The following is a 16,458-nucleotide window of genomic DNA, read 5'->3' as shown; positions in this document are numbered from 1 at the left end:
TTTTCTTACATTTGCAACAAATAACACCCCACATGATAGATAGCAACGTAAGTCTCGATTTGATGACCTTCATCGAGCAAAATATCCTTCCAAAATACAATGAATTCGGTGCTTCGCATGGGCTTGCCCATGTCCAGCAAGTCATCAAAAACAGTATGGAATTGGCTCGTAAGATAGGAGCCGATGTCAACATGGCGTACACCGTGGCAGCTTATCATGACATTGGTATGTCGGGTCCTCGTGCTATACATCATCTCACAGGAGGAAAAATCTTAGCTTCGGATGCACGGTTGAAACGCTGGTTCTCGCCCGAACAGATACGAATCATGCGCGAAGCGGTGGAAGACCATCGTGCCAGTGCCTCCCATTCACCACGAAGTATGTACGGAAAGATTGTCGCCGAAGCAGATAGAGACTTACAACCCGAGCATGTGTTTCAACGTACAGTTCAGTTTGGATTGGAACAAAATCCTGAAAAAAGCCGACAAGAACACTGGCAACGTTTTCAACAACATATAGAAGCCAAATACGGTAATACAGGATATATCAAGTTGTGGATTGCCAATTCACCCAATCATCAATACCTAAAGAATATCCGTCTCATCTTAGAAGACAAGGAAGAACTCCGAAAACAATTTGATTTCTTTTTTGATAAGGAAAAGAATGGGAAATAAATTCCATTGACCTTGATGCACTGAAGCAAAGAAATAAAAGGCTTGAAACGTAGGCACACAGAACTTAAAGCAAAGAGATAACTATCTTATCTCAATAACTTGTCTTACAAATGCTTATGATTACTCGGTATTTCGATAAAGCGGAGCAGTCATGAGGACATCACTCTCGGTTTCTCCGCCATGTTTATTCCTTTGTCAACTCACCCTTTTGGCTTTGTGCTTCATCGTGTTTGGATTTAGATTTTGTGACTAACCACACCCCACTAAACACCATGACGATAGCCAATGCGTGTGTCCACTTAAAAATACCGATACCCGTAGCCACCGTAACGATGACAGCAACGATAGGTTGCACATAATTGTAGGTGCTGACAACCGTTGGACGAAGTACTTTTTGTGCAGATATAATGAGGATGTATCCCACAAAAGTGCCAAAGAATACCACATAAGCCGTCTCCATCCATGTTGTTACTGTGATGCTTTGCCATGGTAGTTCTGCCACTTGACGAAAAGAAAATGGCCAAATGAGACAGGTTGCCCACAGGAACATCCATTTGTTCACCGTAAACACAGAGTATCTCTTCACCAACTTATTGAACACGGACAGATAGAAGGCATAAGACAGTTGAGCGCCTAACACCAATAAATCGCCACGGATATCCCCCACCTTTGCGTTAGCTGCCGACATACTCGTGAGTATGAGAATGAGTGCTCCACAACAACCCACAAACACGCCCATTGCCTTTTTACTTGTTATCGGCTCTTTCAAGATGAGTGCCGCCAATAACATGGCAAATATAGGCATCGAAGTTGTAACGATGCTTGCATTGATAGGAGACGTGAGACTTAAACCGATGGTGAAACAACATTGGTTACAAACCAAACCAAAAACGGCTGCTCCTATGAACCAGAAAATATCATGGAGAGGAACCTTTTCTTTTTTGACAAAGAAAGACGTCATCCAAAACAGGATGGCTCCTCCCAACACACGGAATGACACCATATCCACACCTGTGATACCATTGGACATGGCATCTTTACCAATGGGTGCCATTAGTCCCCATATAGCACAGGCGGTGAACATACTAAGGTGCGCCAAAAGAGGAACTTTATTGGAGCTATGGGTGTACTTTTTATCTCTATGTTGAAGATTCGGAAACTTATTCATCTACAGTCGATTAAGATAATGAACCCCTATACGATAAAGCGAAGGGTTCTATACATATAAAAAAGTAAGTTTTAGGGAATAACCTTAAAGCGTATTCTGTACGTTTTTTGATGTTCATCCCAATTGGTTCCCAACAACTCAAATTTGCCAATTTGACGGGTGGAACGAACATGTTTGCCTATGCAGGGACAAATATCATAATCTCCGATTCGGCAAATCCTAATCAAATCGGGCGCATTGGCAGGCAAACGGTCTAAACTGACATCTTCAGGAAGATGTTGTCTGTCCACCTCTTCAAAGGTGATGGGCAAGTCTTGCTGTATCAACTCATTCATACGAGTTTCTATCTCCTTTTCGGCATGTCTGTCAGGTTTGCTCTCCAACCGAAAAGTCATCTTGCTTTTCTTTCGCTCAATATGGGCATTGTCTGAACGTTTACATCCAAACTTGCGCGTCATGAGTTGGTTGAGTAGATGCTCAGCCGTATGAGCAGGTGGAAAAGATACTTCTCTTTCTAACAAAATAATCGTGATTTAATGTTGTAGACAAAGTTACACATAATATCTAACTTGGCAAAATATAAAGGCTGGTTCTATAAATTAGCTTTGTTAGATTTTGAGCTTATTTTTGAGGTCAAAATGCAAGAGAGTGAAGGAGTGTAGCGAGCTACACGACTGAACTAACTTACATTTTGAACTAAAAAGAAGCCAAAAGATAACAAAACGTATTTCATAAACATTTGATGACTATGTGCGGCGGTAATTTATAGAACCAGCCTATAAACAATCGTTCTACAAAAAAAGTTCCAATTCTTTCATTGAAGAATGCTATTTTTACGATAAGAAAACACAAAATAATGACTTATGTAATAAGGTTGGTGCGTTGTAGTAGTGGATAATAATTACTGAATTTTCTTTACAAAGTGCCTCTCATAACTCGCGTATTTACAACCAACGTCATTGTTGGTCGCAAATACGCTGAAAATGAGCAATGTTTATAACGTGTTGATATTAAGGATATTACGATAAAACACCCTCTTTTCTTTCCATTTTTTACCCTTTCTTGGCGGTTAAAGCATTGAGATAAGCTCGCAATTTGCATGCTTTAATGCCGCTGAAGCATGCGAATAACACCTCTAATACATGTTTCCAAGCGTGATAATTCAATGTTCTAACGCCAAATGACGTTTTATTTGTTAAAATCAGCCCATTTTTGTTGGGCGTTTGCCTATCGTTTTTTTCTATTTTGGAAATTTTCAATGGTCGTTTTTTGGTAAAAGTTCAGGACAAAAAACATGTTTGGAAAGTGCTTTCGTTTTATTCAAGTTGTACTTCATTCCAAACTAAGTTGGGGAGTCGTTGTCATGCTTTAGTTGGGATGCCCGACTCGTTCGTCCGTTCAAAAAACTATAAGATGAATAGAAGAGAAAAATCTTCTCACTGGTTATTACGCAAAAAAGAAGCTTATCAAACTGTGTGATAAACTTCTCTTTCTGGGTTCGTAACTATTGATGCGACAACTATTCTAAAAGCGATAACCTAAGGTGAGCAGCAGCTGGTGACGCTTGTTGCTGACCTTTACAGGATTTGCATAGTTGTCAATTTTATCCATTTGCAACGATTTCGTTGCCGTATTTATATAATAATAGTCTCCATAAGTATCCATGAAAGGATGGAAGTCCCCATTTTGCTCACTATACTGGTATGCCAAATCAATATTAAAATTCTTCATTTGATAGCCAACACCCAACGTAAAACGGTTGGTCGAATCCCAGTTCACGTAATCTGTAGCTGTGCTATAATTAGAACCATAGGAATCAATAGTGCCATCCTTGTAAGCATTTGTTTGATACATGGGTGATATATAATTATATCCTGCGCGCAAGGCCAGATTAGTGACAGGTCTAAATTCAGCACCTAATTTTATTGTAGAGACACCCTTTAACGTCTGCTTCGTATGCTCATTCATGTTAGTATCGTCACTACTGTTTTCATAATAGGAATCCGTGTACCAGTCGTACCCACCGCCTTCGTTAACACGTGTATTCATACTTCCATAATCGGCATAATTATAACTTGCCCCCAAAGCCAAATAATTACCAACTGTATGACCAAGACTGATACCGAAGTTCCATGGTGTATCAATCTTAAAGCTATAAGATTCGTTCGTTGTTCCACCGGAATAACCATGCTGCATAGATTGTGAAGCTCTAAGATTGTGCCTTATATAAGCTCTCGTGTTGATAGTCAACCTATACAATGTAGGAGAAGCCACAGACAAACCAATACGGAAAGGACTATTCTCAATAGGCAAGAAGATAGCACCTAATTTGAAATCTCCCCCCAAACCTGTAATGGTTTTTTCGTCATGAACCATCAAGGCAGTCAGTGGTTTGTTGGATATATCCACCAAATCCTCGACATACTCGCCAGTTCCTGTATAATGTACATCATGAAAACCAATGGTTCCACCCAAATAGAAACGGGGACTAATGGCTCCACTCACACTTACATCGTAAGTACCGATGTAGCCTGTATGCGCTCGTTGCATATCATAGCCTGTGGCTGTACTATAAGATACAGCGTTGTTATGATCCACCATTAGGTTGTTATAGTACAGATTGTCCAATTGCGAGGTGAAAGGATGAGTACCGCGAATCATCCCATTCTTCGTTGTTTCCAAATAAAAGTTAGATGTACCGTCTTCTGCTCTGCGTCCATAAATAGCTTTTAAGAACGACAGCGTGTTTTGTGAAGCATTCTTTAAGTCACCAACAGCAGATAAAATGTAATCAAAATTTCGGCTTTTGTGATAGTTCACTGCAAAATTTAGTCCGCTATTATCGCCTCTTGGATTACGCATCACATAAACAAATCCCACCTGATCAAAGCTTGCATTCGTAGGATTACCTTGTTGAAAAGCAGAGACACCCGGTTGCGACACGAAGCCAAACGACACCTCTGCACGTGATTTAGTCATCAATCCCAAACCTGCGGGATTAGAACCTATCACCGAAATGTCGGCTCCCAAAGCATCTAACGCCCCGCCCATACCTACATAACGTGCAGTACCATTAAGGTCGTTGTCTATCAATTTTGTATTCTCATAAGTCTCTTGCGCACCTATTGTCGCTGTTCCCAACAACAATAGCGCAGACAGTATATATTTATTTTTCATCTCTATCCTATTATAAATACGCATATCATCTATTTTATCTCTCTTACATTATCGACGTCCGCCGCCAAAGCTACCACCTCCATGGAATCCACCAGAAGAGCCACGAGGGGGAGTACTGCCTCCAAACGAGCCACTACCAAACGAACCGCTTGGCGTTCTTGTTGGACCTTGGAAGGTAGGCGTTGTGTTTCGTCTGCCTGAATTGGTAGGAGAGTCATATCTTGGACTTGGTCTACGAGAGCCAAAGGTTACCGTGTTGCCTGAAGAATTATACCGATTGTCATATCTTCGTACATCTCTACCATAGCGACGGTTGCGATTTGGCGAGTCATAAACACGTCCATAATACGGGCGAAAGTTGGAGCGATCATAGTAAGTCAACGTACCCGTGTGACCTGTTCTATAAACATACCGCACAGGATAGCCTGCCCAACCGTAGTATCTGCTATAATAGTACGGACTTCCCCAGCCATATCCATAGTAGCCATACGCATAAGGATAGCCGTAACCAGCATACCATGGGTCATACCATGGGTCGTAATAGCCTGCATAACCATAGTACCAAGGGTCATACCAGCCCCACCCTGCACGCCAATATGGATAACTGCGCCAGCGTCGGCTCGTATAGAACCAAGGGTCATAATATCCATCCCAGCGGCTCATACGTTGGGTATAGCGATAATCGTCATCATCAATCATGGTGTCGTAATACTGACCTACAAAGGTGGTATCGATATAGGTAGAATCGGGATAGATGCCTCTACCCTTTTGAAATTCTATAATATCATTGCCACGATCATCAGAACCAATCTTTTGATAATGACTCCAAAACTTACCATGACGATTATACTCATCGACATCTCGATCACTACCGCTATATGTTACCTTGCTGTCCTTGGCAACAACAGAGGAGTTAGCGACCTTTTTAGATTTAGACGGTATTAGATACATATCGTCTTGTGCCTGCATACCTAATGGCATCGTTCCTATGAGCAGGGCTAACAAAGCTATCTTTTTCATCTTTCACTCCCTTTCTTATACATTATTTCTATGGCAAATGTAAACAATTAATTATTGCAAATATAAGGAATTTCCCTAACTATAGGGAGGTTTTCCCTATTTTTTATACCTTTGTGAAATATTTTAACTTAACAAGATGAATTATAAGATAGCCAACTGTACCATTTCAGGTCAGCCTGCACTGGTACAAACAGCAAAGGACCTTTTAGCTGATGCCTTGGGCGAAGTAGGATTTGAATCGTTTGAAGAAACACAACAGGGCTTGAAGGCGTACATTCCTTCCGAGAACTTCGATGAACAGTGCTTAAAAGAGGTGCTCAAAAACATACCTATACAAGAGATTGATCTTACCTATCACCTTGAAGATATGGAAGACAAAAATTGGAATGAGGTTTGGGAGAATGCAGGTTTCGCACCCATTGACATTGACGAACAGCTCATTATTTATGATGCCAAATCAGCATTTGTGCCAGCAACGGACCACAAAATTTATATCGGAATAGAAGCCCGACAAGCCTTTGGCACAGGTAATCACCAGACTACGCGCATGATGATTTCCATGTTACTCAAGCTAAGATTGTCGGAAAAACGTGTCTTGGACTGTGGATGTGGTACGGGGATATTGAGCATTGCTGCCAGTAAATTAGGGGCAAGCAAAGTGATAGGGTACGACATCGACGAGTGGAGCGTGAACAACACCCTGCACAACGCTACCATGAACAACGTTACCAACCTTGAAGTGTTTCATGGCAATGCTCAAGTTTTATCGCATGTGTCTGGCTTGTTTGATGTTGTGTTAGCGAATATTAACCGAAACATCTTGCTTCAAGACATGACTTCGTTTGTTGAATTAATGTCTCCAGGGGCAATACTTCTACTCAGTGGCTTTTATGAATCGGACACAAATCTGCTCATAGAGAAAGCTACACAGTTGAGATTGGTAGAACGTAGTAGGAAAAATGAAGACGATTGGTGCTGCCTAATGTTTACTAAAGAGAAGTAACCTTAATAAGCTGACTGTCAGTTGTCTATCGTTTATAAAAACATTGATTATTCAATACGGAGATGAAGTCATTGCGTGAATGCGATTACCCCATTGCGTGAAGCGCATTGACTCATACCTCTCCTCATGCGCAAGGTTCACTTCGGGTATTCCAAAGCAAAAATATGACTGGAATGTGGGGTGCAATTTCTCTTGTCATGAGCTGCAGATTGCCTTACCACATATCCTTTTGCTGACCAATCGTCATCTTTTTCAAGTCGTAATAAGACCCATTGTAAATATTGAAATCAATATAACCCTTGATGCCAGGCAACCGTCCTGCATCCGTGTGTTGCCAAAACTTCCATGCCCCTTTATACTCTACTTTCTCCACGTAATAATGGGCTATCCAATAAGGATAATCATCAAAGACGGGCGCACTTAAATACGCATCCTTAAATTTATAATAGGTGTAAATGATAGGCTTCACATGATACTTGTCTTCCACAATGTGAAGCCAAGTCAAAACGTCACGCTGAAATTCTTCAACGGACTTGTCCTTAGGCTTGTGTTCGACATCTAACACTGGTGGTAAGTCGCCATCCTCAAGATGAACTTGTTTCAGAAAATAATAAGCTTGTTCACGTGCAGACGATTTGTTGCTCCAAAAATGATACACTCCTCGTAAAAGTCCATGCTTACGAGCATTGTAGAAATTGTCGTTAAAATTGTCATCAAGGCGATTAGCGCCTTCTGTTGCCTTGATCATCACAAAGCGTAATGGACACCCTTTAATCATGGCATGCTTCAAAAGATGCCAATCAATTTCTCCCTGATAATGGGAAATATCTATGCCATGTATCTCATAACCTTCCGGATAATCGGGATCACCGAAGAGAGCGCGCCATCTGAAACCTGTAGGACTGACAAAAAACTCATAAAAAAACCACATATAGAAGAAGGCAAAGAACATACCTCCCACCCATATAACCCACCTCGGATATCGACGAAACAGTCGATTCTTAGATGTACGGCGACGCTTTCTTGTTTTATTAGGAGTCATTAAATTTAGTAATTCAAAAAAAGAATCTGCTTTGCAATGCCTTATTGTACTACAAAAGCAGATTCTATTTGTGGGTATCTATTCTAAACGAATAATAGGTACGCTCACTGTTTCAATGAAAATTGCATCACTACATGAACCGTTCGCCACGCCTGCAAGGAAACATGAACTGTCAATGTTGCATTTACTCCCAACAAACAGATGTACAAGAAACCGATTGAGGGAAAGCGTTGTATGCAATTTACGGCAAACTTCGATCGAAGTAACACAACGATCTATGGTTGCCAACCTGAAACAGGTGCACAGCAATTATTCTCGTTCTAAGCTCAAAGTCTTTGTTGTCTGGTCGCAAACCTTGCTGGGTCCCCAGTACTGAATAGGACCAGGATAAATATAACAAGTTTTCTTAGCCCACTCTTCACGATGTTCTACAAGCGTTTTGAAAGGTTTACCGTTCAAATCAACCAATGCTTTACGTATCACAGGTTTCATTTCACCATTGCGACGCTCCATATTCATCATCATAGTGATAGGCACACCTCCAGCTTTCCATTCATCTGTGCAACTGGTAGTGTTCTTCACAATTGCCATATAGCCTGTCTTTCCGTTGGCAATCAACTGGACAGCACTTGTTCCCAACGCATAGCAATAGTCAGCATCGAAGTTAGATGGCGCTGCACAACGACCTTCATAACCAAAGAAATGATGCAATGGGGAGAACTTTCCGTCGTACTTTTTCTCTTTTTTCCACTGCTCCAACTTTGCAGCAACCATGCTCGACAACAATTTCTCTGTTTCAATGAGTGACACTTGGACATTTCCATGTGGGTCACGGTCGAGACTCAACTGACGTGCAACATCTTCAGGCAGCGTTTCAAAGGTAGAACGGTTAGCCTCTGACAGATGTTCTAAGATGTATTTGCGCTGAGCATCCTTATCCAAATCCTTGTAATCAGCACCATGTGCAGCTAACAAATCGTTGAGTTCTCCTATCAATCGTCCAATGGCAGGGATAAACTCGATAAGTCCTTCAGGAATTACAACCACTCCGAAATTATTTCCTTCGTGTGCACGATGAGCCACAACAGAAGCTATATTTTCCACAATCTCATTAAGAGTTTGATCCTTCTCTTGGATTTCTTCAGAAATCAAGCAAATGTTGGGTTGTGTCTGCAAGGCACATTCCAAAGCAATATGCGATGCTGAACGTCCCATCACCTTGATGAAATGCCAATATTTGCGTGCCGAATTGCAATCGCGCTCAATGTTACCGATGAGCTCAGCATACGTCTTTGTTGCGGTATCAAAACCAAATGAGGTCTCAATTTGTTCATTCTTCAAGTCACCATCAATGGTCTTTGGGCAGCCAATTACCTGAATGCCGTATTCTTTAGCAGCATAATATTCTGCAAGTACGCAGGCATTGGTATTAGAATCGTCACCACCAATAATCACTAAAGCTTTGATGTCTAACTCCTTTAGAATTTCCAAACCTTTTTCAAATTGCTCCTCTTTTTCCAACTTGGTACGTCCCGAACCAATCATGTCGAATCCACCAGTGTTACGATAAGGGTCTAAGAAATCTTTTGTGATTTCTACATAGTGATGTTCAACCAAGCCACCAGGACCCATTAAGAAACCATATAACTGGTTTTCTGGATTGAGTTTCTTCACTGCATCAAACAGACCACTAATGACATTGTGACCACCGGGAGCTTGTCCCCCACTCAATATCACACCTACATTGAGTCGCTTGCTTTCAGTATGTTCACCGGGAACGAACTCAACGAGAGGCATTCCGTATGTATGTGGAAACAGTTTCTGAATTTCCTCTTGATCATCAACACTTTGAGTTGGTGCGCCTTCCTGAACCTTTACAGCTCCTTGGAGAGCCTTTGGCAACTTAGGCTGATAAGCAGCTCTTTCAACTTGTAATGCACTTGTTTTCATTTTACCTTTTTGTTATGTATGAATAATACGTATTGTAAATCTTTTTACTGAATGCAAATTTACTCTTTTTCTTTGAGATATAGAAAAAATTAAATGATAAAACATGTTATTTTAAGATCAAGTCGTTGGAGTTACGGATTATTTTTTTATCTTTGAACTTTGAAAACATCAGCAACAAACTATAAAGTTATCAAGATATGGCTAACAAACGAGATTTAAAGCGAACGATTAATTATACTTGTAGTGATTTGTTCGCAGAGTGTATTGCGGCATCCCTATATAGTGGCAAACCTGCCAAAGACGATGTGGATGCACTATTGAAGTCCATTTTGATGGTACACAATCAGTTCATACGACGTGTATCTCATCCAGAACCAGGCATGGAGCAAAAGAAATATTATCAAAACTTGGCGAAAGAATTTGACAAATCTGTTGCAGAAATTGTCGATCAGATTGCTAACATTTATTAATTGAACATTATTTCTATGCTGAACAAACTATGTGGCTGGTTGTTGTATCATGTCATGGGCTGGAAGAAAGTAGTTACTGTAGAGCATCCGAAAAAATATATTATTTGCTTAGCCCCACACACAAGCAACTGGGACTTTGTGATAGGACAGCTCTATATGCATGCAGAAGGGATGAAATCAAACTTTTTGATGAAGAAAGAATTGTTTGTAGGACCCCTCAAAATCATCTTCAAAAAGATGGGGGGAATACCTGTGTGGCGATCCAAACATACCAGTTTGACAGACCAATTAGCTGCAATAGCCAACAAACGTGATACGTTCCAACTGTGTATCACACCAGAAGGAACGCGGTCATTAAACACCGAATGGAAATTAGGCTTTTACTATATTGCCCTCAAGGCGAACATCCCTATCCTCTTATATGGTGTAGACTTTGAACAAAAGAAAATACAATGCACAAAGATGTTGATGCCTACAGGTGATATAGAACGTGAAATGAAAGAAATCAAACAATATTTCGTCGGTCTTAAGGGTAAGCATCCAGAGAAATTTTCAACGGGAGATCTCTCAGCATGACATTACGATTCATTCATTTAATACTTTGCATGAGTGCCTCGATAACACTTGCTGCGCAATCTAACAGTGCACATACACGAGCTTGGGGTGACATCGAACACCATGGAAGGGCATGGGTAACGAACCTTTCGAAGGATAACAAGATTAGCAAAGGACTACAAGACAGACATATTTCCCTATGGGCAAGTCATGGCTATTATTATGACCAACAGAAACAAAAGTGGAAATGGCAACGTCCAAATTTATTTGGAACAACCGAAGACTTGTTTACACAAACAATTGTAGTGCCTTACCTGATTCCTATGTTAGAAAATGCTGGTGCCAACGTATTTACCCCACGGGAGAGAGATTGGCAAAAAAATGAAGTGATTGTGGATAACGATGACGAACGACCTGGCACATCTTATCTGGAAATCAACGTTAATGGAAATTGGGAGAAAGCACCACAAAAGGGCTTTGCAAATCGCAAATCAATCTACAGCGATGGTGAAAATCCGTTTCAACAAGGAACGTGTAGGATGGCAGCATCAACCAAACGAAAGAACCCAAGTCTTGTTTCATATCAGCCAAATCTACCTCAAGCTTGGAAATATGCCGTGTATGTGAGTTATCAAACAGTAGAGAAAAGTGTCGATGATGCACAATATATTGTGTATCATAAGGGACAAGAAACCTCTTTCTCGGTAAATCAACAAATGGGAGGAGGCACATGGGTCTACTTAGGAACATTCGATTTCGATGCTGGTGACAATCCTTATAACCGTGTAGTCATCACCAATCAGTCACGAAAGAAACATCGTGTGGTTACTACGGATGCAGTTCGCTTTGGTGGAGGTATGGGAAATATTCAACGAGGTGGAACAGTTAGTGGTATGCCTCGGGCATTAGAAGGAGCACGATATTATGCTCAATGGGCAGGTATGCCATATAGTATCTATAGTGGTAATGGGGGCGAAAACGATTATGGCGATGATGTCAACGTGCGATCTAAAATGACCAACTGGCTAGCAGGTGGCAGTTGTTACGTTCCTACCCTATCAGGACTTAACGTTCCCATAGAACTTGCGTTAGCTGTTCATAGTGATGCGGGCTATTCGTTTGATGGTAAATCGTTAATAGGCTCATTAGCCATCTGTACAACAAACTATAACGGTGGACGCTTAAACGCTGGTATTTCAAGAATGACCAGCAAAGATTTCGCAGAAGACCTTCTTAATAATGCTATCAACGACCTCAGTACGAGTCGACAAAGTTGGACGAAAAGATATCTATGGGATCGGAATTATTCGGAAACACGATTGCCAGAAATGCCTTCAGCCATTTTGGAAACCATGTCACACCAAAACTTTCCTGACATGAAGTTGGGACAGGATCCGAATTTCAAGTTTGCTTTTGCTCGTTCTATCTACAAGACCATCTTAAGATATATCAACAACCAGCACGGGAAGAGTTATGTTGTTCAGCCACTTCCTCCACAAAATTTCAACATTCGATTTACCGGTAAGAATCGGGTAAAGCTATCATGGGAGCCTCAATCAGACCTCAAGGAACCAACTGCCTTTCCTAAATCATACAACGTATATGTGTCAACAGGCACCAGTGGGTTTGATAATGGTAAAAATATCAAGACCACTTCCTACGCTATCGAACTGGAACCAAACGTTCCCTATCATTTCAAAATCACCGCTTGTAACAAAGGTGGAGAAAGTTTTGCCACAGAAATTCTATCGGCATACTACTCTCCTACGGCGAAACATACTATCTTGGTGGTGAATGGATTTAATCGTTTGTCTGCTCCCAAGGTGATAGATGATGCATTCTCTCAAGGCTTTGATCTCAACCAAGACATCGGTGTCTCTTATGGAAAGACTGCTGGATGGGCGGGATGTCAAACTGTTTTCACCAAATCGACCATGGGTTCGCTCACCGAGAGCGGTTTAGGATTTGGCGGAAATGAATTGGCTGGTAACTTTATCATGGGCAACACCTTTGACTATGTTCGTGACCATACCGAAGCAATCGCTGATACCAAGCAATACAATGTTGTGAGTTGTTCCATGGATGCGGTTCTGGCAAATAAGGTAAAATTAGGGAAATATCCGTGTATTGATTTCATTTTAGGTTTGCAGAAGTATGACCCTCATGCGTTGAAGTTTTATAAAACGTTTACGCCTCGATTGCAGCAAATGCTACAAACTTATGCCGAACATGGAGGAGCACTGTTAGTCAGCGGTTCATATATTGGCTCTGATATGTTCTTAGACACTGAGAAAGCCTTTCTAAGTAAGGTTTTGAAAGTTTCATATACCCCAACTTTAGAGAGGCAACAAAATAATGTTGTGCAAGGTTTAGGACTTCAAATGAATTTTTATCATACGCCAAATGAAGACCATTATGCAGCCCAAGATCCAGAAGTTCTATCGCCCGAACCGGGTGCCGACTGCGTAATGCAGTACGGTAACGGCACCAGTGCTGCCGTAGCTTATAAAGATCAACACTATAGATGTTTCACTATGGGATTTCCTTTTGAGTGTATTATAGACCAAAATAGCAAAAAACAAGTCATGAATGGTATTCTCAAATACCTTCTTGATTGATATTTCGAGCATCAGTCTGTGTGCACATTCAAAATAATATATACCTTTTAATACAATATCGTTTATGGGAAATTTAAATTTTATGGATCACAACATCATGTACAAAATCCAAACGAATCCATCGGGTACACGATCAATGGAGATTACAGATGAGCAATTAGCCACCATTATGAAATATTCTCTGTTTCGTAATCTTGTAGACAGTACTGGTTTTATTGACGAAGAGGTACTTGACAAGCTGAAACTAAATGTGCGCTCTCTTTTAGAATCGGAAGCCAACTTGGATAAAAGTCTGCTCGATTTGTGTTTAGACGTGATTTATCATCCAAACATGAAAGCCTTTGGACTTCACCAATTGGTTTTGTTATATATTGACTGGACCAATCAACAAGAGCAGAACGACGCTGTGAATGAAGAGAAGAAAGAAAACCGTTTAACATTGATGAGAGGTGAGAGCCAGTGAAATATAGAAGAGACAATCACAAATGAACGGTACAGAACCTAAGCCCTACTGTTCTTGGGAGTACCATTCATATTCGCTTCTGAACTTTCTTTTTTCACTGATTACACGTGAATAAGGTCAACTCTACACTTGTAAAGGAGTTCTTCATCGTTAGAGATGCCATTCGTTTCACTGTGTTCGACAAAAATAATTAAAAGCAATATTCGTTGAAGAATTATCAACTTACAGACTTCCTCCCTACCACTAAAAAGGAATGTCAATTAAGAGGATGGGATCAATTAGATGTCATTCTCTTTTCGGGTGACGCATACGTCGATCATCCCTCGTTTGGGGTAGCAGTCATTGGGCGCATGTTAGAAGCTGCAGGTTATCGTGTTGCCATTGTTCCGCAACCCGACTGGCACGGAGACTATCGTGACTTTAAGAAGTTAGGAAAGCCAAAATTATTCTTTGGCATCTCTCCGGGATGCATGGATTCCATGGTGAATAAGTACACAGCTAATAAAAGACTTCGCCATGAAGACGCTTATAGCCCTGACGGTCGTCATGATTGCCGACCAGAATATCCCACCATTGTTTACACCAAAATATTAAAGCAGCTATACCCTGACATACCCGTTGTGTTGGGAGGAATAGAAGCCTCCATGCGTAGACTCACCCACTATGACTATTGGCAAGACAAACTTCAGAAGTGCATCCTGTGCGACGCAGGTGCTGACATGATTTTATACGGCATGGGAGCCAAGTCTGTTCTTACATTATGTGAGCGACTTTCGGCTGGCGAGCAGATACAGCACATCCACGACATACCGCAAACAGTTTATTTAGCCCAAAAGGATGACATAGAAGGAGGTATTGGGGAAGACGACATTCTCCTGAATAGTCACGAAGAATGCGTACAAAACAAAAGGGCTCAAGCAGAAAACTTTAAGCATATTGAAGAAGAGTCGAATAAGATACATGCACAAAGACTCATTCAAAAGGTAGGTCACCAATATGCTGTAGTCAATCCTCCTTATCCAACGCTCACCACGAACGAGATTGATGCTTATTACGATTTGCCGTACACACGTGTACCCCATCTTAAGTATAAAGGTAAAAGAATCCCAGCTTATGAAATGATTAAGTTCTCTGTGAACATTCACCAAGGCTGTTTTGGAGGTTGTGCTTTCTGTACTATTTCTGCTCATCAAGGAAAATTTGTGGCATGTCGTTCGAAAGAAAGTATTCTATCAGAGGTCAAAAAGGTGATTGATATGCCCGACTTTAAGGGTTATCTTTCGGATTTGGGCGGTCCTTCAGCCAACATGTATGGCATGAGAGGGAAAAATCATAAAGCTTGTGAACACTGTAAACGTCCCTCCTGCATTCACCCACAGATATGCCCGAATTTGAATACAGACCATAGCAAACTTCTTGAAATCTATCATGCTGTAGACGCATTACCAGGCATTAAAAAGAGTTTTGTCAGCAGTGGCGTTCGTTACGATCTTCTCTTACACACGAGTAAGGATGCAAAAACGAACGAAGCTGCACAGCGATACACAAGAGAACTGATAAGAAACCACGTCAGTGGACGATTGAAAGTGGCACCGGAACATACGTCCGACCATGTTCTGCAATTGATGCGCAAGCCTTCATTCAAACAATTTGAGCAATTCAAACAGCTTTTTGACAAAATCAATCAAGAAGAAAATCTAAACCAACAGTTGATTCCTTATTTCATTAGTAGTCACCCCGGTTGTCATGCAGCAGACATGGCAGACCTTGCTGTGAAGACAAAGAAGCTCAACTTTCAACTGGAGCAAGTACAAGACTTCACACCTACGCCCATGACGGTGAGTACAGAAACGTGGTACACGGGATATGATCCCTATACCTTAGAACCTGTTTTCAGTGCAAAATCGCCAAAAGATAAACTTGCTCAACGGCAATTCTTCTTTTGGTATAAACCCGAAGAAAGGCAGAATATTGAGCGTGAGCTGCGAAAAATGGGCAAACAAGAACTCATCCAAGGGTTATTGGGTGATACACCTAAATTCCATGATCGAAAAGGGAAAGAGAAACAGCAGCACTCATCGAATCGTAAAAAGAAGGGGAAAGCTTCATATAACCCAAATTTTACTGAAGAACAAAACAAAAAGTACCGCACTAAAAGCAACCAAAAGCGTCGCCCTAACCCGAAGAAAGGGCATCCATAAAGTATAGGAGGATAGCACTAACAGCATAAAGATAAAAACGCCAACGACACTACTAAGGATTCTTGCCCTCGATACCAATGAATAACAAGCCATTTAAGGGCGGTTCAGAATAAGTTC

General features: G+C 41.1%; 13 protein-coding genes. 7 read left to right on the top strand and 6 right to left on the bottom strand.

Translation table 11 applies throughout. The features are described from left to right. Window positions 1–32: 32 nt before the first annotated feature. The gene (locus tag BN35_RS01900; RefSeq protein ID WP_025071704.1) at window positions 33–674 is read left to right on the top strand and encodes an HD domain-containing protein; all 642 of its coding nucleotides are present in this window, start codon (window positions 33–35) and stop codon (window positions 672–674) included. A gap of 184 nt (window positions 675–858) precedes the next feature. Here the strand turns inward: BN35_RS01900 and BN35_RS01895 are convergent, their stop codons facing one another. From BN35_RS01895 to BN35_RS01880, 4 genes are all read right to left on the bottom strand, one after another. Continuing rightward, complete coding sequence (locus BN35_RS01895; protein ID WP_025071705.1) at window positions 859–1,842, bottom strand: DMT family transporter; 984 nt, start codon at window positions 1,840–1,842, stop codon at window positions 859–861. Between the two features lie 71 nt (window positions 1,843–1,913). After that, window positions 1,914–2,363, bottom strand: coding sequence for an alanyl-tRNA editing protein (locus BN35_RS01890; protein ID WP_028900878.1), 450 nt, complete (start codon window positions 2,361–2,363; stop codon window positions 1,914–1,916). A gap of 1,003 nt (window positions 2,364–3,366) precedes the next feature. Further along, the gene (locus BN35_RS01885) at window positions 3,367–5,019 is read right to left on the bottom strand and encodes an OmpP1/FadL family transporter (protein ID WP_025071707.1); all 1,653 of its coding nucleotides are present in this window, start codon (window positions 5,017–5,019) and stop codon (window positions 3,367–3,369) included. 48 nt (window positions 5,020–5,067) lie between these two features. Next, on the bottom strand, window positions 5,068–6,039 hold the full coding sequence (locus BN35_RS01880; RefSeq protein ID WP_025071708.1) for a hypothetical protein: 972 nt from the start codon (window positions 6,037–6,039) through the stop codon (window positions 5,068–5,070). A gap of 136 nt (window positions 6,040–6,175) precedes the next feature. Between BN35_RS01880 and prmA the strand changes: the two genes are divergently transcribed. Further along, complete coding sequence (gene prmA, locus BN35_RS01875) at window positions 6,176–7,042, top strand: 50S ribosomal protein L11 methyltransferase (RefSeq protein WP_025071709.1); 867 nt, start codon at window positions 6,176–6,178, stop codon at window positions 7,040–7,042. A 214-nt stretch (window positions 7,043–7,256) separates the two neighbouring features. On the opposite strand, the gene BN35_RS01870 is transcribed toward prmA, so the two are convergent. Both BN35_RS01870 and BN35_RS01865 read right to left on the bottom strand, forming a co-directional pair. Further along, on the bottom strand, window positions 7,257–8,084 hold the full coding sequence (locus BN35_RS01870) for a glycoside hydrolase family 25 protein (protein WP_028900879.1): 828 nt from the start codon (window positions 8,082–8,084) through the stop codon (window positions 7,257–7,259). Between the two features lie 309 nt (window positions 8,085–8,393). Next, complete coding sequence (locus BN35_RS01865) at window positions 8,394–10,034, bottom strand: diphosphate--fructose-6-phosphate 1-phosphotransferase (protein WP_025071710.1); 1,641 nt, start codon at window positions 10,032–10,034, stop codon at window positions 8,394–8,396. Between the two features lie 197 nt (window positions 10,035–10,231). Here BN35_RS01865 and BN35_RS01860 point away from each other — a divergent pair, with 197 nt between their 5' ends. From BN35_RS01860 to BN35_RS01840, 5 genes are all read left to right on the top strand, one after another. Next, entirely contained in the window at window positions 10,232–10,504 is a 273-nt protein-coding gene (locus BN35_RS01860; protein WP_008121759.1) for a hypothetical protein, read from the top strand. Window positions 10,505–10,519: 15 nt separating this feature from the next. Continuing rightward, window positions 10,520–11,080 (top strand): 1-acyl-sn-glycerol-3-phosphate acyltransferase, encoded by a 561-nt coding sequence (locus BN35_RS01855; protein WP_025071711.1) that lies wholly within the window; start codon window positions 10,520–10,522, stop codon window positions 11,078–11,080. Then, entirely contained in the window at window positions 11,077–13,677 is a 2,601-nt protein-coding gene (locus BN35_RS01850) for a golvesin C-terminal-like domain-containing protein (RefSeq protein WP_025071712.1), read from the top strand. Before BN35_RS01855 ends, BN35_RS01850 begins: the two co-directional genes overlap by 4 nt. 97 nt (window positions 13,678–13,774) lie before the next feature. Then, a complete protein-coding gene (locus BN35_RS01845) occupies window positions 13,775–14,140 on the top strand; it encodes a hypothetical protein (protein ID WP_025071713.1) in 366 nt (121 codons plus the stop codon). Window positions 14,141–14,346: 206 nt separating this feature from the next. Continuing rightward, the gene (locus tag BN35_RS01840; RefSeq protein ID WP_036893224.1) at window positions 14,347–16,341 is read left to right on the top strand and encodes a YgiQ family radical SAM protein; all 1,995 of its coding nucleotides are present in this window, start codon (window positions 14,347–14,349) and stop codon (window positions 16,339–16,341) included. Window positions 16,342–16,458: the final 117 nt, after the last annotated feature.

Source organism: Hoylesella timonensis 4401737 = DSM 22865 = JCM 15640 (genome assembly GCF_000455445.1).
In the GTDB taxonomy this organism is placed as follows: Bacteria; Bacteroidota; Bacteroidia; order Bacteroidales; family Bacteroidaceae; genus Prevotella; species Prevotella timonensis.
Note: the sequence above shows the minus strand (reverse complement) of the source record. Positions and strands in the feature narration are given on the sequence as shown.